Consider the following 26,311-nt stretch of genomic DNA (forward strand, 5'->3'; position numbering starts at 1 on the left):
TGCAGACGATGACCGACTGGAAAAACTGTCATCCTGCGGCTGCGAATCATGACGGGAAAAGCCCCGGTGTCAGACTTCCAACGGCTCGATCCTGCTGACCGGCAGCACGACTTCCCCCAGCGGAATCATAGCATTGATGAGACTTATCTGCTGATAGTGGGTGAGGTCGGCGACATTGATTTCACGTTCCCGGATCCGTCCGCTGTCGAGCAGACTCTGCCGCATGGTCCCGCAAAGGAGTGGGGTAGAGGGCGTAAACCATTGCCGGCCGTCGTAGAGTACGATGTTGGAATAGGAGGTATCGGTAAGGTGACCGTTGCGGACGATGAGGATTTCGTCGCAGTCACCTTGCCGTTTTTTCAGCCTGTCGAGTACGGAGCGGTCTTCAGCCTTGTAAGGATAGCTGATGCCGTTGTCGCAGACAAGGCGCAGGGAGTTGATTTGCCGGGGTGCATAAGGCGTACAGGTAAGGTCGTGGATGCCCTCCCTGTCATAGACGAAACGCAGCTTCGAGCAGCCCATGGGCAGGCTTACAGACTCCAGCAGGTCAGCAATCCGCAGCCGGTCCATCATCCCCAGCACCTCTCTGCGTGTGCGGTTCATCCGCTGCTCGTGGTAGGCGAGGTTGCAGACGTGTCCGTCTACGACCCTTATCGTCTCAATATATCGGCACATAAACTTTCTCTATCACCTCCTTGTATTCGTCATCATTATTGCTCTGCGCCGTAATGCCGCCCCCTGCCTTGTAGTGGAGCTGTCCGTCCCTGTCCTGGTCGATGAAGCGGATCATCACCGCACTGTCCAGCGTCCCTTTGCTGTAACACCCCATCACACCCGTATAAAATTCCCTGTCATAGCCCTCGGCTTCATGGATGATCTCCATGGTACGCTGTTTAGGGGCACCCGTGATGGAACCGGCCGGGAGCAGGCGGAAGAGCAGGGAGCCGATGTGCTCGCGGTAGCCGGCAGGAAGCTGCCCTGTAATCTCCGAACTCGTCTGGAGGATTTCACCCTTGTTCGTCATCACGTGGTCGACATACCGGTAGCGTTTCACCTGCACTTTCTCTGCTATCATGCTCAAGTCATTGCGGATAAGGTCGACGATGGTAGCGTGCTCGGCAGCTTCTTTTTTGTTTTCCATCAGTTCCTTCTCCGCTTCGGGGCGTGTGGCATCAATCGTCCCCTTCATCGGAAAGGAACTGACAACGCCTTCTCCGTTGATACGGACGAATATCTCGGGAGAGAAGCAGACGAAGCGGTCCTTCAGCCAACAGCGGTACAACGCCTTGGAACGCATGAAGATGTCGTGCAGCGAGAGGTTGGTACGGACAGGAATCCTGCACGTCAGGTTGGCCAGATAGCTGTCTCCCTCCCGCTCCCGTTGCTTCACAAGGCTGATGCGCCGTTCGTAGTCCCCCCTTGAGGGCGGCTCGGCGCGCCACTCTACCGGCCCGACTGTGCCGGTCTCGTCCTCGGGTATGTTGCCAAGCGAAGGAAAGGAGAAAAGCAGTTCGGAAGGGTCGACCGCCGCCGTCTCTTCCACATAGGCACAGTCGGCCTTGTAGTTGATGATGAAGACAAAGTCTTTTCCGTTCTTTGCCAGCGTATTCATGCGCTGGATGGCGTGTTCTTGATTGTATGGAGTCATATTTTGGAGGGGGAGATAGGCGGGGATAAGCGATGATAGGCGGGATGGGAGAGGATAAGAGAGGATAAGTGAGGATAAGTGATAATGGGCGAATCATACCTTTGGAGGACTGGTCTTCCGGCAAGGCTTAATGGTGATTCTGATAAGATAGGTACCTTTGCTGATGCGCTGCTCAATCTGATACCTTTCAGGATAGATCAGCTCCAGCCGGCGGTACATGTTCTCCAGTCCGATGCCCCTTCCGCTCTTGTCCATGTCGGTCTTCGGGTAGTTGCTGTTCTCGCACAAGAAGATGATTTCTCCCTTGTCTTCCGTGATGGATATGTGTATGAACGAAGGCCTGTTGCCGCTCACACCGTGCTTGAAGGCATTCTCGACGGGTGTCAGGAACACCAGCGGTGCAATGAGGAGCTGCGAGTTGTGGATGACGAATTCGCTCTTTATCTCCACATTGCTGCCCGACCGCAGCGTCATCAGGTTGATGTAGTTCTTGATGAAGGCGATCTCGCCGTTCAGGCTCACCTCCTTGGGCTGCGTCTCGTAGAGTGCGTAGCGCAGCAGTTCGGACAGCTGCCCGATGGCCTTCTGCGCATTGTTCGGGCTCGTCTGTGTCAGCGATGATATGTTGTTGAGCGTATTGAAGAGGAAGTGCGGGTTCAGCTGGTTCTTCAGCCATGCCAGTTCGGCCTCGGTCATCTTCTGCTTCTGCTCGCGGAGCTGCCTCCGGAGGGTGTTGTGGCGGATATAGTAGCGCACGAAGATGGCTGCGACCACCATGGCATAATTGAGAATCGTCCACATCACGCCGAACTGGTAGAATCCGATCCGGATGGTAGTGTCGGGCAGGTCGGCGTTGTAGATGGAAAAGATATGCTTGTTCCACAACAGGATGAAAAGCAGATTGATAATCCAGAAGGCGCACTGCTTCACCTTGCTCCTCTTTTCAAAGAGATAGGGGACAAGCAGGTAGAAGTTCGCCATGAAGACGGTAAGGAGCAGGAACAGCACGAAGGCATTGACGCGCATCGACTCCTTGGCGGCATCGACATCGTGTTCGAGCAGCATGATGACCAGCGACCAGATGGAGACGAGCAGCGCATAGATTCCCACCTGTACGCCCAGGACGGACAGGTTGCGGCGGCTCACACACAGCTTCTTTATTTCCTCCATTGTCTTCATGCTGCAAAGATAGGCTTTTAAACGGAAAGAAACAAGCGGATTCCATACTACATTTTTACTTTTACACTGTTCGTCTTCATTTTTAACATTCAGGATAATAAACGGAGAATCAGTGTCTTATAATGAATTATCGCTGTCTGGTAAACTTTTCCATTATAAGTCGGTCAGTCCCCTTGTCCTATGTATGACAGTGACAGGAACGAAACCGATATCCTTCAGGTGTGCTGATGCCCGACACCGGCCGTGCTGTTGGTAAACACCAGTCGTGCTGAGGGTCCGCACGCCTGCAATCTGCCGCCCGGATGGAAACAGCTTGCAGCAAATACCGAAGGGCAACGTACTTTATTTGATGGGGAGCACCGGCTTTCCCAAAGGCAATGAGAGATTGCCGGTTGAAAGGAAGTTACACATGGAAATCCATGACATTCAAGTTCAAACGGACAGCGACAATAAGGGATACAAGCGGACTCCGGGAAATGCCAGGGCCGGCCTGTAAACGAATCAGGGCTTATGAAGACAGCCTGCTCCATAAGCCCTTTCCTCCATTCTGTTTCATCCAGCCATCCTGACGGTGCGGTTGCGGCAGGCCTACCGGAAGCTACTTCTCCCGGTCAGCCTTGATGAGCGCCAGCAGATGTTCCACCGCTTCCTCCTCGGGGATATTATGTTCGACACATACCTGCCGGCGGTACAGACTGACCTTCTTCGGTCCTGCACCCACGTATCCATAGTCGGCATCGGCCATCTCGCCCGGTCCGTTCACGATACATCCCATGATGCCGACCTTCAGTCCCGTCATGCCCTTGGTAGCCTCCTTGATGCGTGCGATGGTGGCGCGGAGGTCGTAGAGGGTACGGCCGCAGCCCGGGCAGGAGATGTACTCGGTCTTTACCATGCGCAGCCGGCCGGCCTGCAGGATGGCGAAGGCGGTCTGCTCGATGTCCTCCTGTGCCAGGTCGCCGTTGTTCATGAGCCAGATGCCGTCGGTCAGTCCGTCCATCATCAGCGCTCCCATGTCAGCCGCCGCCTCCAGCTGGAACCTCTCTTTGGCCGTGGTATTCTCCTGCTGCCGGATGTTCCCGCCCTCTTCGCCTCCTTCGTCCGTGGAATGCCGGTACATCTGCGCGAAGACAATGGGGTTCTTCACGCCTGCAGTCATCAGCTGGTGCGCCAGTGCCCGCTGGTCGCCGAGACGGTTCTGGTGGCTTGTCATACAGACAACCACCATCTCCGGGTGGGTCTTCAGACAGGCAAGGAACTCTTCCGAAGGCGTGCCGAACTTCAGGACAAGGAACTTAACGGATGTGTCCATCGCGCTGACAAAAGGCATTCCTGTGACAGGGAAGATGGGATAAACGTTCTCGAGCATCCGGCTGTCTCTGCCGGCAAGCTCCATGTAGGCATCGTAATCAAGGATGTACTTCTGGTCCTTCGCCTTGTTTTCAGGCAGTCTGCCCTGTACATAGATATAGTCCGGCTTCGGCAGTTCGGGCGATGAGACATCGACAGCCGACCGGTCTGTCCGCCGCGTGGCAATGACAACAGGCACGTTGCCGCCACCGATATTGCCTGCCGCCACCGTCTTCCGGCGTTCAGGACGGAGATAATCAAAGCCGGAATACCGTTCGCCGGGGATGAGAAGATGCTTCTCGTGACGACGGATATACCATGCGAGATACCTCGCTACAGGAATCTCGCACTCCGGCTCTTCACTCAGCGACACACGGATAGTATCGCCGATGCCGTCGGCAAGCAGCGCACCGATGCCCACGGCGCTTTTGATACGGCCGTCTTCACCTTCGCCGGCCTCCGTGACACCGAGATGGAGCGGATAGTGCATACCCTCTTTGTCCATTTCGGCCACGAGGAGACGCACCGAGCGGACCATGACAACGGTGTTGGATGACTTGATGGAGATGACAATATCATGGAAATCATGCTTGCGGAAGATACGCAGGAACTCCATGCAGCTCTCCACGATGCCTGCCGGTGTGTCGCCATAGCGGTTGCGGATGCGGTCGGACAGACTGCCGTGGTTCACGCCGATGCGTACGGCGGTATGGTGCTCCTTGCAGATATTGATGAACGGGACGAGCCGGTCCTCAATCTTCTGCAGTTCCCGGGCGTATTCCTCATCGGTGTACTCCAGTTTCTTGAACGTCCGTGCCGGATCCACATAGTTGCCGGGATTGATACGTACTTTCTCCGCATAGAGGGCTGCCACGTCCGCTACGTTCGCATTGAAGTGGACATCGGCACAGAGAGGTGTCATGTAGCCGTCGGCCCGCAGCTGTGCATTGATGTTCTTCAGATTCTCTGCCTCACGCTTCCCTTGCGTGGTGAGGCGCACGAGTTCTCCTCCTGCATCAATGATGCGCTCTGCCTGTGCCACGCTCCCTTCGGTATCGTCCGTGGAGGTGGTGGTCATTGACTGTATGCGTACTGGATTCTCTCCACCGATGTCGAGTGCGCCGACATGGGTGACTGAGGTTTTCCTTCTTTCAAAGTTGAATAAATCGATCATGGGTGATGATAAGTTATGATGGGCGGTGATAGGCGGTGATAAGCGATGCAGTAGGCGATGATAAGCGGTGATGAGCGGTGATGAGCGACGATAAGCGATGATAGGCGGCGATGAGTCTGCTCAAGCCGTACCCTGACAAGCCCCTTCGTCGGTGATTACTCCCCTCTCCATTCGGAGAGGGGCCGGGGGTGAGGCTGAAGCCGGACCTAAGGCCATTCAGCACCTGAACCTGTACTCCTTCAGCTCTCCCAGTTCCCTGTTGGCCTTTTCAATCTTCTCTCCCAGAGAAGCCTTCCAGGCATCCACTTTACGGGCAATGGCCTCATCGCCGAGCGCCATCATCTCTGCGGCAAGAATGGCGGCATTCTGGGCACCGTTGACACCCACGGTGGCAACCGGTATGCCCGGCGGCATCTGGATGATAGACAGCATGGCATCGAGACCGTCGAGCATTCCCTTGATCGGGACGCCGATGACCGGAAGCGGAGTTGAAGCAGCGATGACACCGGGCAGTGCCGCCGCCATGCCGGCTCCTGCGATGATTACCTTTATGCCCCGTCCCTTGGCTTCCTTGGCGAAGGTTTCGACGGCATCGGGCGTACGATGGGCGGAGAGGGCATTCACCTCAAAGGGAATCCCCTGCTGTTCCAACCACTTACAAGCTTTTTCCATGACGGGCAAGTCGCTTGTCGAACCCATGATAATGCTTACTAATGGCTTCATATTCTGTATTGTTTTAAATGAATAGGCTTACACGATGATGATGGTGAAGAATGAGCAGACCAGTCCCAGGAAGAAACCCGACGTGACCTGTTCCAGTGAATGTTGCCGTAGGATCATCCTGCTGCTGCCTACCATACCGGAGACGATGAGGGTCAGACAGAGCCACCACATCGGATCAAAGCTGAGCAGCAGGGAAAAGGCTATCAGCGAACCCGTTACCCCGCCGATGGCTGCCGTATGGGTGGAGATTTTCCACCACACGTTGATGACGGCACAGAGAATCTGTATCACCAGTGCCACCATGAGTATGGATGTCAGCATGTGCGGCAGATGCAGCAGGTTCATGATGTAGAAACACGTGAAATAGCAGATGATGGAGATGGTGTAAGGGACCATTCTCCGCTCCCGCTGCCCCAGCTGGATGAGCGTCCAGCCATGATACTGCCGGTAGAGGTGGATGAGCAAGGTAGGGATGAGCACCGTGAAGGCATAAACCATCAGGACGTATGCCAGCTTGGCCTGCCATGGGAACATGCTGAGATAACTGAATGTGAAGATAGCCAGTATGCCCACAACGGGCAGATAGAAAGGCGTGAGCACCATGCTCACGATTCTTGCTGTCAATATGATGTTCTTTTCCTTCATTCTTTTAGGGTGAGAGAGGATGGGCGATGACAAGCGGGGATAGGCGATGACAGGCGGGACGATGATAAGCGATGAACAGATAAGCGATGAACAGGTAAGCATCAGCGCTCACCCTCCACGATCCACGATCCGTCATTCCTTTCGCAGCCTTGCGACAGGCAGTCCGAGCTGTTCCCGGTACTTGGCGACCGTGCGGCGGGCTATCGGGAATCCCTTTTCCTTCATGACCTTGGCAAGTGCGTCATCACTGAGCGGCCGGCGTTTGTCCTCCTGGCCGATTACTTCCTTGAGTGCGACCTTGATTTTCCGGGTAGACATCTCCTCGCCGTCTTCCGTCGTATAGCTGTCCGAGAAGAAGAAGCGGAGCGGGAAGATGCCCCATCGTGTCTGCGCATACTTGATGTTGCTCACCCGCGAGATCGTCGATATGTCCAGTCCGGTCCGGTCGGCGATGTCCTTGAGGATCATCGGCTTGAGGTCGGCTTCATCGCCGTCCTGGAAAAACCTGCGCTGTATATCGATGATGGCTTTCATCGTCACCTGCAGCGTATGCCGTCTCAGCTTCACCGCCTCGATGAATCCCTGTGCCTTGTCCACCTTCTCTTTGGCATAGAGCAGTGCTTCCTTCTCCTGACGGTTCATTCCCGCCTTGTTGTCCCGATAGGCCGCCAGCATCTCGTTGAATGCCGGCGATACGTGCAGTTCGGGCAGGTTGCCGTGGTTGAGGCTGAAGGTGATCGTCCCGTCATCCTCGGTGTCGATGATGAAGTCGGGAGTGATCTGCTGCAGGTTCCTGCCCTGCGTCTCGCCCATGGAGGCGCCCGGCTTCGGGTTCAGCCTCCGGATTTCACGCTGGAGCGTCTCGACCTGATGGTCAGACAGGGAGAGGGCTGTCTGTATCTTGTCCCAATGTTTCTTCGTAAAAGCATCGAAATAATCGGCGAGGATCGTTCGGACACATCTGTACAGTTTCCCGTCACCGGCCCATTCGCCATTCTCCACCTTGCGGTCCACCTGCAGCAGCAGACACTCCTGCAGCGTCCGTGCTCCGATGCCGGCCGGGTCGAAATCCTGCAGTATCTTCAACGCCTCCTCCAGTTCGCCGGCCGTAGCGTCTATGCCGTGGTAGATGGCCAGTTCGTCGCTGATGCTGCCGAGATCTTTCCGCAGCAGTCCGTCATTGTCCAGACTGCCGATAAGATATTCCAGGATGTCCCTCTGCCGGTCGGTAAGCTCTCTCTCGCCCACCTGCTCGTTGAGCTTGTCGATGAAGGAAACCGTGTCCCCGTAGACAATCTCCTCATAGTCGGCGTTGTTGCGCTGCTGGCGTGAGTCGTAGGCCGGCAGTTCGTCATCCGACCGCATCCGCTCCAGCGCCGAGTCGAGGGCATCCTGCCGCTCTTCCCGTTCCTGCTGCGTGTCGAAGTCGTCGCCCTCCGTCTGCTCTGCGGAGCCGTCCGTATCCATGTCATCCGTCTCCTCGCCGCCTGATTCCAATGCGGGATTGTCGTCCAGTTCGGCATTGACGCTCTCCTCCAGTTCCGTCAGCGGCATTTCCAGCAGCTTTACCTGAAGCATCTGCTGCTGCGAGAGCCGCTGCACCTGCTGCTGTTTCTGGGTCTGAAGCTGTACTTGTTCCTGTGCCATTTTTTACCTGAATTACGTTGCAAAAGTACGAAAAAACAAGTATAATCAATCGAAATACTCCCTTAATTGTGCTGCCAGAGCCGAAAGTTTTTCAGGGTTCCCGTTGCCATAGCGGTTCCATATCTCCTGACAGGACGGCAGCAGCGGAGATGCCATGAGGCCGTCACGGTTCAGATAGGGGTCGCAGAGCTGGAAGGTCTCCATCGCCTCGACCACGGTCTTCGGCTTTATCCCCATGCGTTTTGCCAGTTCTCTCACCTCGGGTGTCTCCGCCGTCATCGTAACCGGCGTGAGCCGGAAGTAAAGGTCCAGTATCATGACGAGCATGAAGGGACGCAGCTCGTGACAGCATTCCAGCGGCAGGAAGTCATGCTCGAAGGTCTCGTTCGTCTTCACGCCGTCGTAGAACTCCCTTGGCTGCCCGAAGCCCTTCATCGACCGCAGCTTCTTCACGTCCCGGTTCAGCCTGCGGGGGTTCTCTCCGTAGGTGTCCCAGATGAGGTTGAGGACGGGGGTGGCACGCTGCCGCAGCCGGAACAGCTGCCCATAGAGTGTCCTGGGCGGGATATGCAGTTCCAGACTGAGGTTGACCAGCGCACGTGAATACATGGGCTTCATGCCCTCCGGCTTCTTGAGGTAAAGCTGTAAGAGCGGCAGCCAGTAGTCGTCAGACCATAAAGGATGTGTTGCCATAAGCGTAAATTGTCCGTCCCTTGCCCCTCTCTTCCCTACGTGCCGAGAGGATGAAGACTTGCGCAGGGGGCATCTGTTTGTTTTTCGCAAAGATACTCCTTTTTATCGTAATGGCAAAGGAGTGGCGTGCTTTTTGACCGGGTGGCCGGCAGGTGGCCTGTCGCCTGCAGCCCGTCGGGCAGCATCGGGAGCATGTGCCGCAGAGGCATCCGCGTTGCAGGCGGACACCTGCGCGATGGCGCAGGGACGGCCATGCGAGCCCTCCTGTCCGGACTTGATTTCCCTTTGACCTGCATGGCAGGTGCAGCCTGCCACGAATGGTTTTCCATGAAAACGGATGATTCTCTACATGCAGATAAATCATTCTCTACGTGTAGAAAGGATTTTCTCTACATGTAAATAAATTCATCTCTACACGTAGATGATCGTTCTTCTTCACGGAAACATCATCTTCGGCAATGCGCGTCCGCCTGGGAGAGACGGCCTTCTTCCTGTTCCAGACGCACCTGAAAGGCCGGCCGGAAGCCATGGATCGCATTTCTTTCCAATCGGCCTCCGGACGGACAGGCCATTGCATGCAAGGCCCCTGCCAGGCAAACGGCTGACATGAAGAAGGCCGGAATCCGCTTGGACTCCGGCCTGCAACCTGTTCCGGCGGCGGCATGGACAATGCGCGTTTGCCGGCCGTTCCCTATTTCTTTCCTCCCCCCACCAGGTCATCATTCTGAATGCTCCGTTCTGCCTTCTTGACGCTTGCCTTCAGCTTGCCAAAGCTCCATGAAAATCCGATGTTAAAGCATCGAGGGTACATGACAGAGCGTTCATAACCGGTATAATCACCTCGAACGATACGATAAGTACTTGATTTTTCTTTGATGAAAGGCGACTCGGCTGATAGAGATACTGTCAGCTTGTCCTTGAGAAAGCGGCGTGTCAAGGTGAAATCATAGTAGAACCAGTGCCCCTCAATGGCATACGGATTGTAAACTCTGTTGCCGTATTCACCTCCAAGACTGGTCGTCAACGTCAGTTTCCAGGGTATTTTCTGCTCCCAGTCAAAGTAGATACCACCACCGCATCCGCTGTTCTTGATGTAAGGTGTGGGCAAGGTGATGTGTGCATAACGCATCGAGGCGTTGAGTGTAAATGTCGTTCCGGTGAAAGGCGTCCATTCTGTGTAGGATGAAATACCGAACACTTTGCTTTTCAGTGCGTTCTGATAAGTGGACACATCTTTGCGGTTCTGTTCATACAAGATGCGACCTATACCGTTGTTGGTAAAGGAATAGTAGGGATTAAACTGGACTGTGAGTTTTGATGTCACCAGCATATATTCCATCTGCAGCTTTTGGTTACGGCTGCTTCCTAAGTTTGCATTACCGAAAGAGACCGTCGTCGGTGTGCTGATGATGGCTGGATTGAGATAGCCGATGCCAGGTCTGTTGATGCTGGTATTATAGCTGAACTTCAGCGTCTGTCCATCACTGATCTTGTATTGCAGGCTTGCTGACGGTACCCAGTCATTGAGATTAGCATGGTAATCGGCATTACTGCCATCGGGATAGGATGCTTTCATGTGGGTATATTCATATCTTAAGCCCGCACGAGCCGACCATTTACCAGCGGTGAGGATATAAGACAGGTAAGCAGCTGCTACCTGTGCGTTATGCCTGAACCTGTTTTCCATATCAGGTGTTGTACCCTGATAGTCCATCAATGACGTGCTGTTGTTGTGTCGGAGAATGTATTTCGTTCCGCTTTCCAGCTTGTGGTGTTTGCCAAAGGGCCGTACATAGTCAATCTGGAACGTATGTTCTGTGAAGCGTTCACGGCTGTTTTGGTCATAACCCGTATAATCGGCAGGGAAGTTTGTCATATTGCTATATGTCTGACGGAATGTGGTGTGCTGTCGTGTAGCAGCCAGCATATAAGAGAGTGTAAGCGTTTCTCCCTCTAAGCGGGTCTTGTGTTGATAATCAAAACGTCCTCCAAGATTAAGATAGGAGTAGCCTGGTGTGGTTACATCCGAATCGAATTTATAAATCAATTGATTGTTTTTGTCCCATCGTTCAGTCGTGCTTTGTGTGTTGGCATCGGCTTTATAGCCGAAGAAATTGGTGGATGCTGTTAACAGGTTGAGGGAATCAATTTCGTAACTGGCACTGATATTGCCGAAATGTATCTTTGCCCCCGTGCTGTTCTTGCCATATTCATGTGTGTGTTCGCCGGTCTTTACGTAGTCGTAGGCCTCATCCCGATCATTTTCTGTCTGTTTCTTGTTCTGGTCTGCGTAGTTATAATTGACAGCTGTCGTGAGCTTTCCGGCTTGTGTGGTCAGGTAGGCCCCGACTCTTGTAGAGCCATTCGTGTTTGCACCTGCGTTCACATTGCCCGATACCCCTTGTAGTCTTGAGCTGCCCAGCATGACGATGTTGAGGATCGCCGTGGTTCCCTCGGCATCGTACTTGGCTCCGGGATCGGTGATTACCTCTATTCTCTTGATGGTGGAAGCGGGTATTGCCTTCAGGATATCCTTGAGGTTCTGCCCTGAAAGGCTGGGGTCGGGGTGTCCGTTCTTGTAAACCTTGAAACTGGCAGAGCCTTGGATCTTGATGTTTTCCTGCCCGTCAACAGTGACAAGCGGTATTTTCTTGAGTATTTCCAAGGTTGTTTTGGTCTGTGCAGTCTTGTCGTGCTGCACGTCATACGTCAGCTTGTCAATATCGTTCTTGATAAGCTGACGCCTTTGCGTTACGATGACTTCCTCCATCTTATGTGTCTCGGTGGAGTCGGTCCGGACTGTGTTCTGTGCCGGCAGAGATGCTGCTGCAAGGCTGGCGGCGAGGGTTAGCAGGGCTTTCTTTCGCATGGTAAACCGTTTCTCGTTATTAGTCGTATAGTCTGCAAAGTTAGGTTTTTTTTCGATACGACCAACTTTTCCGTAAAAAAAACTTTCCTGTACGGCAGCATGAGGGAGGGCTTGCAGCGTGACGGCGGCGTGCGGCCGTGTCTCTCTTTTCGCTTTTGGCAGATGGAGAAGCACCTTTTCCGGAGGCCTTGAACGCTGTGTTAAAATATAGAAAAAGCCTGTACTTTTGGCTTTTTTGGCGTACTTTTGCAATTTAAACAACCAGAGAAAATTGAATGAGTCTTACTGATATAGTAAACAAACTGTACTTCCAGCCGCGCCGCAAGGAGCTTGAACGGTACGGTACGGAGGGAGAGACTATCCAGCGGGAAGTCATGGAATACCTCGTAGAACGGGCGAAAGACACCGAATACGGACGGAAACATCTGTTCTCGACAATCAGGACCTATGATGATTTCGTGCAGAACATTCCGGTCAACACCTACGAAGAACTGAAAGGCGACATCGACCGTATGCGCCACGGAGAACGCAACGTGCTCTGGCCGGGGACGGTGAGATGGTACGCCAAGTCGTCGGGTACGACCAATGACAAGAGCAAGTTCATCCCGGTTTCCCACGAGGGACTGCAGACCATTCACTACCAGGGCGGGAAGGATGTGATCGCCTATTATCTCGGCAATCATCCGGAGAGCCGGCTCTTCAACGGCAAGAGCCTTATCCTTGGAGGAAGCCATTCTCCGAACTACAACCTGCCCAATTCGCTTGTCGGTGACCTGAGCGCCATTCTCATCGAGAACATCAACCCGCTTGCCAACCTGTGCCGGGTCCCGAAGAAGGAGACCGCCTTGCTGAGCGACTTCGAGGTGAAACGCGACCGTATCGCACGGGAGACAATGAGGCAGAACGTTACCAACCTGTCGGGCGTGCCGTCATGGATGCTGTCCGTACTGGTACGTGTGATGGAGCTGAGCGGCAAGCAGCATCTGGAGGAGGTATGGCCCAATCTGGAGGTGTTCTTTCATGGCGGCATCGCCTTCACACCTTACCGGGAGCAATACCAGCAGCTCATCACCAAGCCGGACATGAACTACATGGAGACTTACAACGCCTCTGAAGGCTTCTTCGGCATACAGGACGACCCGGCGGACAGCAGCATGTCGCTCATGATAGACTATGGTGTGTTCTACGAGTTCCTGCCCATGGACGAACTGGGCAGCGACCATCCGAACATCGTACCGCTGTGGGGCGTGGAGACAGGGCGCAACTATGCCATGCTCATCAGCACCTCCTGCGGATTGTGGCGTTATGAAATCGGCGACACGGTTCAGTTCACTTCGACCCGTCCTTATAAATTCATCATCACCGGAAGGACAAAGTACTTCATCAATGCTTTCGGTGAAGAGCTGATCATGGACAATGCCGAAAAGGGCCTCGAGGCGGCCTGCAAGGCCACCGGGGCACAGATTTCCGACTATACGGCAGCACCTATCTATATGGATGCGAAGGCAAGATGCCGCCATCAATGGCTCATAGAGTTCGCCAAGGCACCGTCGTCCCTCAAGGAGTTTTCCGACATCCTCGACGCGAAACTCCAGGAGATCAACTCCGACTATGAGGCAAAGCGTTTCCACAATGTCACCCTCCAGCCGCTGGAAATCATCGTTGCACGCAAGGACCTCTTCAACGACTGGCTCAAGACAAAGGGAAAACTCGGCGGTCAGCACAAGATTCCCCGACTCTCCAACAGCCGGACAAACCTTGAAGAGCTGCTGAGCATGAACCAGTGAAAAGTAAAAAAGTAAAAGGGTGAAAAGGTAAAAGTTTCCCCTTTGAAGGCAAAGGGTAAAGGGGTAAAAAGGTAAAAGTTTCCCCTTTGAAGGCAAAGGGTAAAAGGGTAAAAAGGTAAAAGTTTCCCCTTTGAAGGCAAAGGGTAAAAGGGTAAAAAGGTAAAAGTTTCCCCTTTGAAGGCAAAGGGTAAAAGGATAAAAAGGCAAAAGTCCCCCCTTTGAAGGCAAGGAGGTAAAAGGGTAAAAAGGTAAAAGTCCCCCCTTGAAGACAAAGGGAAAAAGGATAAAAAGGCAAAAACTCTTTGAAGCGGACAGGCTTTGATGGAGAATAAAATAGACAAGGTAAATCGTAAAAACAGCGATATGAAGAAGATGAAACAGAGATATTGCCCGGAAGACAGAGATGGAAAGGAGGACTTTTCAGCCAGGAGCAGCCATGCTCTTCCTGTCAGGATCAGCCATTGCCTTTCAGCGGTTTACCGGCCGACGCTTGTACCTTTTTACCTTTTTACCCTTTTACTTTTCCTCCTTGTTTCCTGTGCCAAGATGGGACAGCCCGATGGCGGCTGGTACGACGAGACACCACCCAGAGTGCTCGGGGCATCTCCTGCCGAGCGTGCTACCGATGTGAACAGCAGGAAGGTGAGCATCTACTTCGACGAGTTCATCAAGCTGGAGAACGCCTCTGAGAAGGTCGTCGTGTCGCCGCCGCAGCTGGAAGCACCTGAAATCAAGGCCACCGGGAAGCAGATTACAGTAAGCCTGCAGGACAAGCTGCAGCCGAACACTACTTACACCATCGACTTCTCGGATGCCATCTCCGACAACAACGAGGGAAACCCGTTGGGAAACTATACCTACAGCTTCTCCACCGGCGACCATATCGACACGCTCGAAGTGGCGGGCTACGTGCTTGATGCCGAGAACCTGGAACCCATCAAGGGCATTCTCGTGGGCCTTTACAGCAATCAGAACGACACGGCTTTCCTGAAACAGCCCATGCTGCGTGTCTCGCGTACCGACAGCCGGGGCCGCTTCGTCATACGGGGTGTCGCCAAGGGAGACTACCGTATCTATGCGCTGCAGGACGCCGACGGCAATTACAGGTACAACCAGAAGAGTGAACGGATCGCCTTCACGCCCGAAGTCATCATGCCTTCCTGGAAACCGGACATACGGCAGGACACGCTCTGGACCGATACGCTGCATATCAAGGACATCAGGCAGACACCTTATACACATTTCCTTCCGGACGATGTGGTGCTGAACGCCTTTACTGCCACGCAGACCGACCGCTTCTTCCTGAAGGCTGAACGCAAGGAAGCCAATCACTTCACACTCTTTTTCAGCTATGGCGATGCCGACCTGCCGCAGATAAAGGGCCTCAATTTCAATGCCCGGGATGCCTTCGTCACGGAACCCAGTCTGAACCAGGACACCGTCACCTACTGGCTCCGTGACACCGCCCTTGTCAACCAGGACACGCTGCGTATGCAGATTACTTACAATACGACCGACAGCATGGGAGGGCTTGTTCTGAAGAGCGACACGTTGGAGGTGCTCTCGAAGATTCCATACGCCCGTCGTCTGAAGCGTCGGCAGGAGGAATACGACAAGTGGAAGAAGAAACAGGAGAAGGCCAGGGAACGGGGGAAAAGCTATGAGACGGAGATGCCCGCAGCGCCCCTGGAGGTGAAGTTCGATGTCCCCTCGCAGATGGATCCTGACCAGAACCCGACGTTTGAAGTGTCTTCTCCGATAGAAAAGACCGATACGGCCAGGATTCATCTCTACGAAAAAATTGACACCCTGTGGTATCGAGCGAAGTATCAGTTCGGTGCTGAGCCTGGCAGACCGCGTTCCCTGAAACTTATCAGTACGTGGGATCCGGGGCATGAATACAGCCTCGAAGTGGATTCGGCCGCCTTCACCGACATCTACGGGAAGGTCTCGAAGAAGTACAAGCAGGGAATCCGAATCCCCTCCACGGACGAGTACGGCACGCTGGTGATGACCTTGCAGGGCATGGCGGGCAGGAACTGCCTGCTGCAGCTGCTCAACGAAAGCGACAGACCCGTAAAAGAAGTGGATGCCAAAGACGGAAAAGCGACTTTCCACTATGTCAGGCCCGGCAGCTATTATCTCCGTCTTATTGTCGACGACAACGACAATGGCAGGTGGGACACGGGCGACTATGCCGCACTGCGGCAGCCTGAAGCCGTTTACTATTACCCGAAAGTCATCGAGTGCAAGGCAAAACGCGATGTGCAGGGAACGTGGAATCCGCATCTGCTTCCGCTCTTCCGACAGAAGCCCGGAGCTATAACGAAGCAGAAAGCCGACACGCAGCGCAAGGCGAAGAGCCGCAACCTGGAGCGCGCGGCAGGCCTCGGCATTCCTCTTCCCGCCGAGAATGTCGGGCCGGAGAAACAGAAGACAAAGAAGCGAGGACACAAAGACGACGGAAAGACCGAGGCAGACAGGCAATGACCCGTCCGGCTCTCTTTCAGCGCCGGCAGGACTCCCTGCACAGAACCCTACGCCCTCACCTGTCCACCCTTATGCTTGCGAATGTGGACCGGTGAGGGCGTTCCGTCTTTTGTCCCGACCGGTGGGAATCCTGTTCCCAACGGCTTGGGAATCCTGTTCCCAAGGCCTGGGAACCGTGTTCCCGGCGGCTGGGAATCCGGCTCCCGACCGCCCGGGCTGTGACCTGCCCCTGCAGGATGCCGGATCAGCCGCATGGTGTCCTCGTATGCGGCCCGTAGCCGTGCGGGGAGGATACAGCAGGCGCATATTGCAGAATGGGCATGAAATCAGCCGTCAGACCGAGAAAATATACGGCAAAGGCAGGCGATATGTTCGCATTTGAAACATCCTCATTTATTAGGATGGAGGAGGGGTTCTTATTTTCAGTCTAAATACCGGATATTTTGTTTAAAATACTTTGATAAATCATTAAAATATAGTATTTTTGCAACGCATAACGTATGCGGCTATACCGACTTTTCGGTATCGGAAATGAAGAGACTGACTTCGATGGGGAGACGGGCAACGGTCTTCCCGCTGTGTTGACCTAATATGGAATAATTATTCTAACAGTTTAAATATTTAAAATCAGAACATTTATGTGGTTAATCAATTCATCTATTGGTAGAAAGGTGATTATGTCTGTGACCGGCATGGCACTGATTCTATTCATGACGTTCCACTGCTGTATGAACCTTGTCGCGCTCTTCTCCGGAAAAGCCTACAACATGATCTGCGAGCTGCTGGGGGCCAACTGGTATGCCGTCGTGGCTACCGTGGCACTGGGGGCACTGGCTGTCTGTCACATCGTCTATGCGTTCATCCTGACGGCGCAGAACCGCCGTGCGCGCGGCGACAACCGTTATGCCGTGACGGAGAAGCCGGCAAGCGTGGAGTGGGCAAGCCAGAACATGCTCGTCCTCGGTATCATCGTGCTGCTGGGCATCGGGCTCCACCTTTTCAACTTCTGGTACAACATGATGTTTGCAGAACTCACGGGGATGGCGGTCAAGATACCGCCCTCGCATGGTTTCGAGTACATCCAGGCAACTTTCGCCAATCCGGTGTATGTCGTTCTCTACATCATCTGGCTCGCTGCCTTGTGGTTCCACCTTTCTCACGGTTTCTGGAGTGCCATGCAGACGGTCGGCATCAACGGTAAGGTATGGTTCAGCCGCTGGAAGACCATCGGTGTCGTTTACGTGACCCTGCTGATGCTCTGCTTCCTCGTTGTAGTACTTGCATTTGCTTTCCATTGTGCGCCGAGCCTTTGCTGCGTTGCTGCATAATTTAAGTATCTAAATTGAAAATTTAATTCAGAACAATCATGACTAAGACATTAAATTCCAGAATACCAGAAGGACCAGTAGCTGAGAAATGGACCAACTACAAGGCTCATCAGCGTTTGGTTAACCCAAAGAATAAACTGAAGCTGGATGTGATCGTTGTCGGTACAGGTCTGGCAGGCGCCAGTGCCGCCGCCTCTCTCGGAGAGATGGGCTTCAACGTACTGAACTTCTGCATCCAGGACTCGCCGCGCCGTGCGCACTCCATCGCTGCACAGGGCGGTATCAATGCCGCCAAGAACTATCAGAACGACGGCGACTCTGTTTACCGTCTTTTCTACGATACGGTGAAGGGCGGTGACTACCGGGCACGTGAGGCGAACGTCTACCGTCTGGCGGAAGTGTCGAACGACATCATCGACCAGTGTGTCGCCCAGGGCGTACCTTTCGCCCGTGAGTACGGCGGCATGCTGGCCAACCGTTCATTCGGCGGCGCACAGGTAAGCCGTACCTTCTACGCCAAGGGACAGACCGGCCAGCAGCTGCTGCTCGGTGCTTACTCTTCCCTGAGCGCGCAGATCCAGGCCGGGAAGGTGAAGCTCTACACCCGCTACGAGATGGAGGATGTCGTCATCGTAGACGGTCACGCACGGGGCATCATCGCCAAGAACCTCATCACCGGCAAGCTGGAACGCTTCTCTGCCAATGCCGTTGTGATCGCCACCGGCGGTTACGGAAACACCTACTTCCTGTCGACCAACGCCATGGGCTGCAACTGCACGGCTGCCATCCAGTGCTACCGCAAGGGCGCTTACATGGCGAATCCGTCTTACGTGCAGATTCATCCGACCTGCATCCCTGTACACGGCGACAAGCAGTCGAAGCTGACCCTGATGTCAGAGTCTCTGCGCAACGACGGCCGCATCTGGGTTCCAAAGAAGCTCGAAGACGCCAAGGCATTGCAGGCCGGCACGAAGAAAGGATCCGATATTCCCGAGGAAGACCGCGACTACTATCTGGAGCGTCGTTATCCGGCATTCGGCAACCTCGTGCCGCGTGATGTCGCATCGCGTGCTGCCAAGGAGCGTTGCGACAAGGGCTTCGGTGTCAACAACACCGGTCTGGCTGTGTTCCTCGACTTCTCCGAGTCGATCAACCGTCTCGGCATCGACACGATCCTGCAGCGTTACGGCAACCTCTTCGATATGTACGAGGAGATTACAGATGTCAATCCGGGTGAGGTTGCCAACGAAATCAACGGCGTGAAGTACTACAACCCGATGATGATCTTCCCCGCTATCCACTACACGATGGGGGGTATCTGGGTCGACTACGAACTGATGACGACCGTGCCGGGCCTGTTCTCAATCGGCGAGTGCAACTTCTCCGACCACGGTGCCAACCGTCTGGGAGCGTCTGCACTGATGCAGGGACTGGCCGATGGCTACTTCGTATTGCCATACACTATCCAGAACTACCTTGCCGACCAGGCTCTCTGGGGCAGGATTCCGACCGACCGTCCTGAGTTCGATGAGGCTGAGAAGGCCGTCGATGCGGAAATCGACCGGCTGATGGGCATCCACGGCAAGCGTTCTGTCGACTCCATCCACAAGGAACTCGGACATATCATGTGGGAGCATGTGGGCATGGGACGCACCAAGGAAGGTCTTGAAGAGGGTCTGAAGCAGCTGAAGGCGCTGCGTGAGGAGTTCAACACGAACCTCTTCATTCCTGGAAAGAAGGAAGGCCTGAACGTCGAACTCGACAAGGCAATCCACCTCCGTGACTTCATCCTCATGGGCGAGCTTGTCGCTTACGACGCACTGCACCGTGAAGAGAGCTGCGGCGGTCACTTCCGCGAAGAGCACCAGACGGAGGAAGGCGAGGCCAAACGCGATGACGAGCACTTCTTCTATGTCGGCTGCTGGGAGTATCAGGGTGATGACACCAAGGCTCCGGAGCTGATCAAGGAACCGCTCGAGTATGAGGCAATCAAGGTACAGACACGTAACTATAAGAATTAGCAGACGAGTTGACGGGCGGACGAGTTGACAAGTCGTCAGCCTGTTCTACCAAGACATTTGTTCCTAATTAAATTTCAGACAAATAACTTGTTTACTTCACAACTTGTTTACTTGTCAGCTAAAACATAAATACAATGGCAAAAAATATATCATTCACAATCAAGTATTGGAAGCAGAACGGCCCGCAGGACCAGGGCCATTTCGATACACATGAGATGAAGAACATCCCGGATGACACTTCATTCCTTGAGATGCTCGATATTCTCAACGAAGAACTTATCGCGTCCGGCGACGAACCTTTCGTCTTCGACCACGACTGCCGCGAGGGTATCTGCGGTATGTGCTCGCTCTACATCAACGGTACTCCGCACGGCAAGACCGAGCGCGGGGCGACGACCTGCCAGCTCTATATGCGCCGCTTCAACGACGGCGACATCATCACTGTCGAGCCGTGGCGTTCGGCCGGTTTCCCGGTCATCAAGGACTGTATGGTAGACCGCTCCGCCTTCGACAAGATCATCCAGGCCGGCGGTTACACGTCCATCCGTACCGGTCAGGCGCAGGATGCCAATGCCATCCTCATTCCCAAGGAGAATGCCGATGAGGCTATGGACTGTGCGACTTGCATCGGTTGCGGAGCCTGCGTGGCAGCCTGCAAGAACGGTTCTGCCATGCTCTTCGTTTCCTCCAAGGTCAGCCAGCTGGCTCTTCTGCCGCAGGGGAAACCCGAGGCTGCCAGGCGTGCCAAGGCGATGGTTGCCAAGATGGATGAGGTGGGCTTCGGTAACTGCACCAATACCCGCGCCTGCGAGGCTGTCTGCCCCAAGAACGAGAAGATTGCCAATATCGCCCGCCTGAACCGTGAGTTCATCAAGGCGAAGTTCGCAGACTGATGACAAGCACCGGGCAGTAGTCGGCCGGACGGTCTGCCATGCTGCTTCCATCAACGGAAAAACCCGTAATTCCTTATCGGAGTTACGGGTTTTTCTTTGGCATTTCCGTCAACGGGGAAAGGATACCGGCATTTTCCATGTAGGGAGCTTTCCGCCGGCAAGTCCTCCATTCCGATTCTATTGCCAGCAGGACTTTCCATGCACAACATCCTTTAAACAGACAATCCCTCTCCTTGTCCACGGAGAAGCAGGTGAGCGGATGTACGCGCGGCTCTTCCGCCCGTCCGGCTATAATCGCCACTGCAGACGGAGCAGTATTTCCCATCCCCGCAGAGGCAGGGTAGAACTGAAACGGTTGAGCCCCGATTCCTGCGTGATGACGTAGGAGGTGCTGTTCAGGAGGTTCGTACCGGTCAGTCCCAGCTCCCATACACTGTTGATTTTGTAGTTGAAGTCCGCATCCAGCAGGCCACAGGCATGGAAATGCCCCTTCGTCACTTCATTTGTAAGGTCATAAAGTTTCCATTTCAGCTCTGTCCTTTTCGTCGGGAAAAGATAAAGAGCCGCATGGGTTATGTAGGATGCGAGCACGTCAGACCTGCTCATGCTGCTCCGTTCCCAGTGACAGCCGGCAGTAAAGGCGGTGGAAAAACGGAGCCACGACAGTTTCTGGAAGGTGGCCGTAAGCGTCCCGGAGGCGTGATGGGAGCGGTTGTCGACCATCATGCCGGACTGCGAAACCAGGAAACCTGTCCTGTCATACGTCGCTTCGGCTTTCAATGACAGTCCGACAGAGGTGAAGGTCTTGTCCACCATAGCACTCACCATCGTATTGCGCCGGTGGTTGCCGCCCTTCTCCCACGTCATGACCGTCAGCGAATCGCTGTACTCGAAGTGGCTGAAAGCCTCCCGCCTCGTGTCCGACCAGGCAAGGGAAAGACTGGCGAAAAGCATTGTCGCAAGGTCGCGGTAGCGGAGACGGAACGAAGTATGTACTTTCGTAGACTTGTAGATGTCGTCACCCGTCACCTGAACCGTCCTGTATCCTTCTCTCAAAGGCCTCCGGGCATAGAATCCGAGGGCATTGTCCTCTGTTGAAAGCGAAGCGGACAGGCTCACGCTCAGCCTGTCGCCCAGCATCTGGCGAAGGCTGATGTCCGGTTCGAATGCTACGAAATGGCGCACGGACGGCCTGCCGTCTTTCTTCACAAGGCTGCTCCTTGTCCATTCCACAGGCAGTTCGACGGCGATGAAACTCTCCCGTCCATACTTCCACGTGTAGCCAGAAGTCCCCTGTAACCTGAGCGTTCGGTGGCGTATGTCATCATGGGCATTGTACGTATTGTCCCGGTAATACGTCTGCAACGAAAGTTCCAGATCGTTTCCCAGGACAGGGAAAGAACCCGTAACGACGTTGCGCGTCATGGCAGACCGTGTGGTAAAACGCTCTGCGGTATTGTACAGCGGAAGGCTGTCGGACACGGTCTCCAGCCGTTCCCCACGACCGGCATACCTGAGGAGAGAACGGATCTGCAGCAGATTCCGCCCTATCCGGAAAGAAGAGGACAGGTAATTCCTGACATAAGAGGGACTTATCCGTGTCTGTTCGGTGACGCCAATTCCGTTTGTGACCACCTGGTCGCCGGAAGACTGCCGCCCGAACGAGCATCGAAGTTCGTCGGAAAAGTACCTCTTCCTGCTGTTCTCTTCGTATTTCAGCACCGGGACAATACGGAGTGTCCGCTGCTTCATCCGTTCGGCAGCCTCCACAGCTGCCGGCGTAAGGCCTCCATAACAGTTCCCTGACGACCGGTCATATCCTGCATGGTCCTCGTAGAAAAGCACATTGCTGCGCAGTGTGGCGTCTTTCGACAGCGAAACGATATGGTTGAGGCCTGCACTGTACGCCTTGTTGTGCAGATACCGTTCCTGCGGAAGCGTCTCCCGGCTGATTACCCCCGAGAGTACGCCCAGCGGCAAAGGCTCGTATGCCTCCAGCTCATAGACGTTTATCTGCTCGTTCGTCTCCCCGGAAAGATCTTTCCCAGTATTGCTCATCTTGGCGGAAACGAGCGTCTGCGACCGTTTCATCACCTGCGTGAGAAACAGCCGGTTGTCCCAGATGTCTGGTTTTATGCCTGCTCCGCCGGCAATCTCCCCGAAGGGGCGTGCCCGGTGTCCCTTGTCAAGCCGGATGTTCAAGGCCGCCGATTCCGACGGCTTGCGCCCTTGCAGCAACTTCACGGGCTGATGGTTTTCCAGCACCTCCACGTCACGCACCGCATTGACTGGCATATTGCGGGTTGCCTGGGTATAGCTGCTGCCCATGAGGTCCTGCCCTTCTATATAGAACCGGTTGATGGCACGGCCTTGATAAGACACCGAACCGTTTTCGGCAACCTTGATTCCCGGTAGTTTCCTGAGCACATCTTCTAAGTGGCGGTCGCCTTTCTGCAGGAAAGAACCAACGTTGTAGACCAGCGTGTCACCTTGCTTTCTGATCGGCGGGAGCTTTACGACGACTTCCTTCAATGCTATCTGCTTCGGTGAGAGCAGGATAACCGCCGGCTGACTGCCGTGCTGCCGCAGGTCTGCGACGCTGACCTTACGCCTGCCATAACCCATCAGTGAAAATACCAGCACGTCTGCCTTCCCTGCGGTGAGGCTGAGGTGTCCCCTTCCGTCTGCAATCTTGTAGCTCTGCAGCCTGCCGGCCGGGCTGACAACACGGCACATCACGTCAGCCAGCGGCTGTCGGCTGTCAGAGTCCCTGACCTCAACCGCCAGTTTCACCACCGCCTCGTCCTGCTGGGCGAAGCAGGGACACCAGAGGGTGGAAAGCAGAAGCAGAAGTAAAAGCCGGTGCAAACTGTTATTCAAGTTCTATGGGATTGTAAGGTTTTGCTCTCACCGTCGCGGCCGCATCAGCCTCCACAGTGATGTTTCCGCCGCTTGTCAAGGCTTTCAAAGGGTCTGCACAATAGTTCCTGTACATCTGTCTGACCGCCTTCCGGCTGCTCTTGACCACGGCACTCCTGTCGTACATGTAGATCGGGGCGTAGCCCTTTACAGTCTGCAATCCTGTCAGCGTGAAGACGAAGTTGTCCTGTGTGTCCTGCACTTTGAAGATGAGGCCGGGCAGTCCGCCGAACTTATACGGACCGTAGGGAAGCTCCACATCGGGGGCATACCAGGCGATGTAGTCGCGTCCGAAAAGCCTTGTCCTGGCCTTCCGGCACGGGTAGCCTGCTATCGTGCTGTCTCCCTCCAGCAGTTCCCACTGCAGCTGGGGGATGGCTTCATTGTATTGGTATCTTTGGATTCCTCCTGCGGTGCGTTGGACAAACCCGTTGTTTTCTCTTCTGTCTTGCAGGATGAGTTCTTTGAATCCCGTAGCCTTCAATGCACCGAGCAGTTTCGGACCGGAGGATGTGGCAGATGACTTTCCCTTTGCAATAGATGCGGAAATAGAATCGAATGCCAGCTGGGCATAGTCGGTGAACATCGTGTATCGACTGCCCACTCTCAGAATCGTGGTCGCCGTCCGCTTGGCATCAGGATGCTTTGCATCCCTCGCATACTTATACTCATAAGCAATCTGATATTGTGCAGACTCGTATTGTACAGTCCTGGTCGTGTCCCATCGGCCTTCTAACTTGGAGAAATCCAATGTCTGGCCATGCAGGTGGACCGTGCTTGCGAAAAGAACGAAAAGGAAAATGTTTTTCTTCATTTTGATGAATTTTGAAAGTATGATATTGACGGAGAGCAGACTTTGAGAAGTCCAATCCGCTCTTGATCCGGAGCTGGAGAATCCTGTTTGCCCACAGTGCGCATCGTCTATATTCTCTATCTGCCTCATGGCATTTTCCTGGCTTCCTCTACCGGCATCGGTGTGTGCGAAAATGCCAGAGGATGTGCGTACTTCTGCGGCATCGGTCTGTATCATGGCGGATGCGGGCGCAATTGTCAATGCAGGTAAAGTCGCCAAAAGATCTTTTTCATGCTTTTAAAGTCAAAGGGAGCATTTTCCAGCTCCGTGCGGGCTTATCCCCACGGCATGGCTCATGGCATCCTCTGCTGCTCAAACAAGGTCTTCTTGTATGCTGCAAAGATAGGTATTAAAACGGAAAAGTACAAGCCATCGTCATGTTTTTTGTGAATTATAATTTTAGAAAGAGGTTGCATTCTTTTCATCCTATAATTAAGGAGAAAGATGGCCACAGGGCGTTTTAAGTTGTCTTTTTCCGTCCTGTCTCATTTTTTTTTGCTAATTTTGCCACCAGACATAGATAACCATTCATTTCAAACCGATTGATACTGATGAGCGAAAATAAACTTTCCACCAACGAACCGGCACAGACGGCGGATGCACCTGTAAAGGCAAGTTATACCGAATACACCGTCATCCCGTCCCAGGGATACTGCATGATCGTGAAGTGCCGCAAGGGCGACCAGCCCGTAGTGCTGAAGGCACTGAAAGAAGAGTACCGCAACCGGACGCTGTTCCGCAACGCCCTGAAGCGTGAATTCAAGCAGTGCCAACGGCTCAACCATTCCGGTATAGTGCGCTACCAGGGACTGGTAGAAGTAGACGGCTACGGACTCTGCATAGAGGAAGAGTGCATAGAAGGACGTACCTTGCAGGCTTACCTCAGGGAACAGCACACCGATGACGAAAAAATCGCTATCATCAACCAGATTGCCGATGCCCTGCGCTACGCCCACAATCAGGGTGTCACCCACCGCAACCTGAAGCCGTCCAACGTGCTGGTCACCGGTCAGGGCGACCGTGTGAAGCTCATCGACTTCAGCGTGCTTGCTCTCGACGAAGTGAAGCCGACAGCCGACACGACACGCTTCATGGCTCCGGAACTGAAGGACGAGACGATGGCTGCCGACGCTACCGCCGACATCTATTCGCTCGGAACCATCATGAAGGTGATGGGGCTGACACTGGCCTACAGCGAGGTCATCAAGCGTTGCTGTGCCTTCAAGCGCAGCGACCGTTATGGCAGTATCGACGAGTTCCTCGCCGACCTCAACCATGAAGGCTCTTCCTTCACGATGCCGAAGATAGGCAAAGGCACCGTCATGGCCGGCGTGATAGTCGTCGCCGTGCTCGTTCTTGGCGTGCTGATCTACAGCTACGGCGGTACATTGGCAGAACAGGTCGGAAAGATTGATGTGGCTTCCCTCTTCAAGTCGGATGCCGAAAAAGCTCCGGAAGACACGGTCAGCATGAAGCCTGCCGCACAGCTCGACAGTGCCGCAGCGGTAGAAGAAGCACCTGCGACAGGAAAACTTGCCTTTATGAACACGATGAAGCCGGCTCTCTACAAGGACCTGGACCGTATCTTCGAGAAGAACGCATCGGACAGGACGAAGCTGTCAAAGGCCATCAAGGCTTACTACCGCGGGCTGATCCAGGCGAACGATACGCTTGACAGGGAACAGCGTGCGGAGGTCGACCGCGTCTTCGGCGACTATGTGAAGCAGAAGAAGGCTGCATTGAAGTAAAATCGGCATTCGCACCGGAAAGGCAGGAGACGTAGGTGTCCTGCCTTGTCAGATGGAATATCCAGGATAGGCTGGGGTAGACGCTGGCTTTCTTCCCGCTTCTGTAGAAGCAAGCGGAGACAGGCGGCATCTGTCCCGGTCTGCTTTTTGGGGAAGCAGAAAAACAAGCCTCACCCCCAGCCCCTCTCCGAATGGAGAGGGGGAGTGATTAGCGAGATACCCACATATCGCGACCTCTGCAAAAGCCGTTTTATATCCAAAAGCTACCATTGATTATCAATTGGTTATATTTATGGTTTCGCTATCTATATGAGGTTTTGCAGAGATCCCATATCATGAAATGA

At 54.2% G+C, this 26,311-nt stretch carries 18 protein-coding genes; 6 read left to right on the forward strand and 12 right to left on the reverse strand.

Annotated features, from left to right (window positions below):
- Positions 1 to 69 precede the first annotated feature (69 nt).
- The 10 genes from HMPREF9141_RS06140 to HMPREF9141_RS06185 form a co-directional block, all read right to left on the reverse strand.
- Positions 70 to 675 carry an aminotransferase class IV gene (locus HMPREF9141_RS06140; RefSeq protein WP_007367729.1) on the reverse strand — a complete coding sequence of 202 codons (606 nt, stop codon included), beginning with the start codon at positions 673 to 675 and terminating at the stop codon, positions 70 to 72.
- Positions 659 to 1,648, reverse strand: a complete 990-nt coding sequence (locus HMPREF9141_RS06145; RefSeq protein WP_007367730.1) for an aminodeoxychorismate synthase component I — start codon at positions 1,646 to 1,648, stop codon at positions 659 to 661. The genes HMPREF9141_RS06140 and HMPREF9141_RS06145 overlap by 17 nt, the downstream gene beginning before the upstream one ends.
- A 93-nt stretch (positions 1,649 to 1,741) precedes the next feature.
- Positions 1,742 to 2,827: a sensor histidine kinase gene (locus tag HMPREF9141_RS06150; protein WP_007367731.1), complete on the reverse strand. Its 1,086-nt coding sequence runs from the start codon at positions 2,825 to 2,827 to the stop codon at positions 1,742 to 1,744.
- A 598-nt stretch (positions 2,828 to 3,425) separates the two neighbouring features.
- Complete coding sequence (locus HMPREF9141_RS06160) at positions 3,426 to 5,351, reverse strand: 4-hydroxy-3-methylbut-2-en-1-yl diphosphate synthase (protein ID WP_007367733.1); 1,926 nt, start codon at positions 5,349 to 5,351, stop codon at positions 3,426 to 3,428.
- A 216-nt stretch (positions 5,352 to 5,567) separates the two neighbouring features.
- The gene (purE, locus tag HMPREF9141_RS06165; protein WP_040554608.1) at positions 5,568 to 6,074 is read right to left on the reverse strand and encodes a 5-(carboxyamino)imidazole ribonucleotide mutase; all 507 of its coding nucleotides are present in this window, start codon (positions 6,072 to 6,074) and stop codon (positions 5,568 to 5,570) included.
- A gap of 27 nt (positions 6,075 to 6,101) precedes the next feature.
- Positions 6,102 to 6,719: a hypothetical protein gene (locus HMPREF9141_RS06170; RefSeq protein WP_040554609.1), complete on the reverse strand. Its 618-nt coding sequence runs from the start codon at positions 6,717 to 6,719 to the stop codon at positions 6,102 to 6,104.
- Between the two features lie 4 nt (positions 6,720 to 6,723).
- Positions 6,724 to 6,855, reverse strand: coding sequence for a hypothetical protein (locus HMPREF9141_RS13850; protein ID WP_257009577.1), 132 nt, complete (start codon positions 6,853 to 6,855; stop codon positions 6,724 to 6,726).
- The gene (gene rpoN, locus HMPREF9141_RS06175) at positions 6,852 to 8,366 is read right to left on the reverse strand and encodes an RNA polymerase factor sigma-54 (RefSeq protein ID WP_007367736.1); all 1,515 of its coding nucleotides are present in this window, start codon (positions 8,364 to 8,366) and stop codon (positions 6,852 to 6,854) included. Before rpoN ends, HMPREF9141_RS13850 begins: the two co-directional genes overlap by 4 nt.
- 45 nt (positions 8,367 to 8,411) lie before the next feature.
- Positions 8,412 to 9,059 (reverse strand): hypothetical protein, encoded by a 648-nt coding sequence (locus tag HMPREF9141_RS06180; RefSeq protein ID WP_007367737.1) that lies wholly within the window; start codon positions 9,057 to 9,059, stop codon positions 8,412 to 8,414.
- Between the two features lie 691 nt (positions 9,060 to 9,750).
- Positions 9,751 to 11,928 (reverse strand): outer membrane beta-barrel family protein, encoded by a 2,178-nt coding sequence (locus tag HMPREF9141_RS06185; protein ID WP_040554611.1) that lies wholly within the window; start codon positions 11,926 to 11,928, stop codon positions 9,751 to 9,753.
- A gap of 275 nt (positions 11,929 to 12,203) precedes the next feature.
- Here HMPREF9141_RS06185 and HMPREF9141_RS06190 point away from each other — a divergent pair, with 275 nt between their 5' ends.
- The 5 genes from HMPREF9141_RS06190 (at position 12,204) to HMPREF9141_RS06210 (ending at position 20,447) form a co-directional block, all read left to right on the forward strand.
- Entirely contained in the window at positions 12,204 to 13,715 is a 1,512-nt protein-coding gene (locus HMPREF9141_RS06190) for a GH3 auxin-responsive promoter family protein (RefSeq protein ID WP_007367742.1), read from the forward strand.
- Positions 13,716 to 14,036: 321 nt separating this feature from the next.
- Entirely contained in the window at positions 14,037 to 16,205 is a 2,169-nt protein-coding gene (locus HMPREF9141_RS06195) for an Ig-like domain-containing protein (RefSeq protein WP_007367743.1), read from the forward strand.
- A 638-nt stretch (positions 16,206 to 16,843) separates the two neighbouring features.
- A complete protein-coding gene (locus HMPREF9141_RS06200; RefSeq protein ID WP_004354036.1) occupies positions 16,844 to 17,533 on the forward strand; it encodes a succinate dehydrogenase/fumarate reductase cytochrome b subunit in 690 nt (229 codons plus the stop codon).
- A gap of 38 nt (positions 17,534 to 17,571) precedes the next feature.
- The gene (locus HMPREF9141_RS06205) at positions 17,572 to 19,554 is read left to right on the forward strand and encodes a fumarate reductase/succinate dehydrogenase flavoprotein subunit (protein ID WP_007367745.1); all 1,983 of its coding nucleotides are present in this window, start codon (positions 17,572 to 17,574) and stop codon (positions 19,552 to 19,554) included.
- 134 nt (positions 19,555 to 19,688) lie between these two features.
- Positions 19,689 to 20,447, forward strand: coding sequence for a succinate dehydrogenase/fumarate reductase iron-sulfur subunit (locus HMPREF9141_RS06210; protein WP_007367746.1), 759 nt, complete (start codon positions 19,689 to 19,691; stop codon positions 20,445 to 20,447).
- A 288-nt stretch (positions 20,448 to 20,735) separates the two neighbouring features.
- Here HMPREF9141_RS06210 and HMPREF9141_RS06215 read toward each other — a convergent pair whose 3' ends face one another.
- On the reverse strand, positions 20,736 to 23,327 hold the full coding sequence (locus HMPREF9141_RS06215; RefSeq protein ID WP_007367748.1) for a peptidase associated/transthyretin-like domain-containing protein: 2,592 nt from the start codon (positions 23,325 to 23,327) through the stop codon (positions 20,736 to 20,738).
- Positions 23,320 to 24,180, reverse strand: coding sequence for a GLPGLI family protein (locus HMPREF9141_RS06220; protein ID WP_040554613.1), 861 nt, complete (start codon positions 24,178 to 24,180; stop codon positions 23,320 to 23,322). The genes HMPREF9141_RS06215 and HMPREF9141_RS06220 overlap by 8 nt, the downstream gene beginning before the upstream one ends.
- 590 nt (positions 24,181 to 24,770) lie before the next feature.
- On the opposite strand from HMPREF9141_RS06220, the gene HMPREF9141_RS06225 reads away from it, so the two are divergent.
- Positions 24,771 to 25,967: a serine/threonine-protein kinase gene (locus HMPREF9141_RS06225; RefSeq protein WP_007367751.1), complete on the forward strand. Its 1,197-nt coding sequence runs from the start codon at positions 24,771 to 24,773 to the stop codon at positions 25,965 to 25,967.
- The last annotated feature ends 344 nt before the right edge of the window (positions 25,968 to 26,311 follow it).

Source organism: Prevotella multiformis DSM 16608 (assembly GCF_000191065.1).
Lineage (GTDB): Bacteria > Bacteroidota > Bacteroidia > Bacteroidales > Bacteroidaceae > Prevotella > Prevotella multiformis.

Coding starts and splice junctions, on each gene's coding strand:
- HMPREF9141_RS06140 (WP_007367729.1), bottom strand. CDS start 675: ATGTGCCGATATATTGAGACGATAAGGGTCGTAGACGGACACGTCTGC.
- HMPREF9141_RS06145 (WP_007367730.1), bottom strand. CDS start 1,648: ATGACTCCATACAATCAAGAACACGCCATCCAGCGCATGAATACGCTG.
- HMPREF9141_RS06150 (WP_007367731.1), bottom strand. CDS start 2,827: ATGAAGACAATGGAGGAAATAAAGAAGCTGTGTGTGAGCCGCCGCAAC.
- HMPREF9141_RS06160 (WP_007367733.1), bottom strand. CDS start 5,351: ATGATCGATTTATTCAACTTTGAAAGAAGGAAAACCTCAGTCACCCAT.
- purE (WP_040554608.1), bottom strand. CDS start 6,074: ATGAAGCCATTAGTAAGCATTATCATGGGTTCGACAAGCGACTTGCCC.
- HMPREF9141_RS06170 (WP_040554609.1), bottom strand. CDS start 6,719: ATGAAGGAAAAGAACATCATATTGACAGCAAGAATCGTGAGCATGGTG.
- HMPREF9141_RS13850 (WP_257009577.1), bottom strand. CDS start 6,855: ATGACGGATCGTGGATCGTGGAGGGTGAGCGCTGATGCTTACCTGTTC.
- rpoN (WP_007367736.1), bottom strand. CDS start 8,366: ATGGCACAGGAACAAGTACAGCTTCAGACCCAGAAACAGCAGCAGGTG.
- HMPREF9141_RS06180 (WP_007367737.1), bottom strand. CDS start 9,059: ATGGCAACACATCCTTTATGGTCTGACGACTACTGGCTGCCGCTCTTA.
- HMPREF9141_RS06185 (WP_040554611.1), bottom strand. CDS start 11,928: ATGCGAAAGAAAGCCCTGCTAACCCTCGCCGCCAGCCTTGCAGCAGCA.
- HMPREF9141_RS06190 (WP_007367742.1), top strand. CDS start 12,204: ATGAGTCTTACTGATATAGTAAACAAACTGTACTTCCAGCCGCGCCGC.
- HMPREF9141_RS06195 (WP_007367743.1), top strand. CDS start 14,037: ATGGAGAATAAAATAGACAAGGTAAATCGTAAAAACAGCGATATGAAG.
- HMPREF9141_RS06200 (WP_004354036.1), top strand. CDS start 16,844: ATGTGGTTAATCAATTCATCTATTGGTAGAAAGGTGATTATGTCTGTG.
- HMPREF9141_RS06205 (WP_007367745.1), top strand. CDS start 17,572: ATGACTAAGACATTAAATTCCAGAATACCAGAAGGACCAGTAGCTGAG.
- HMPREF9141_RS06210 (WP_007367746.1), top strand. CDS start 19,689: ATGGCAAAAAATATATCATTCACAATCAAGTATTGGAAGCAGAACGGC.
- HMPREF9141_RS06220 (WP_040554613.1), bottom strand. CDS start 24,180: ATGAAGAAAAACATTTTCCTTTTCGTTCTTTTCGCAAGCACGGTCCAC.
- HMPREF9141_RS06225 (WP_007367751.1), top strand. CDS start 24,771: ATGAGCGAAAATAAACTTTCCACCAACGAACCGGCACAGACGGCGGAT.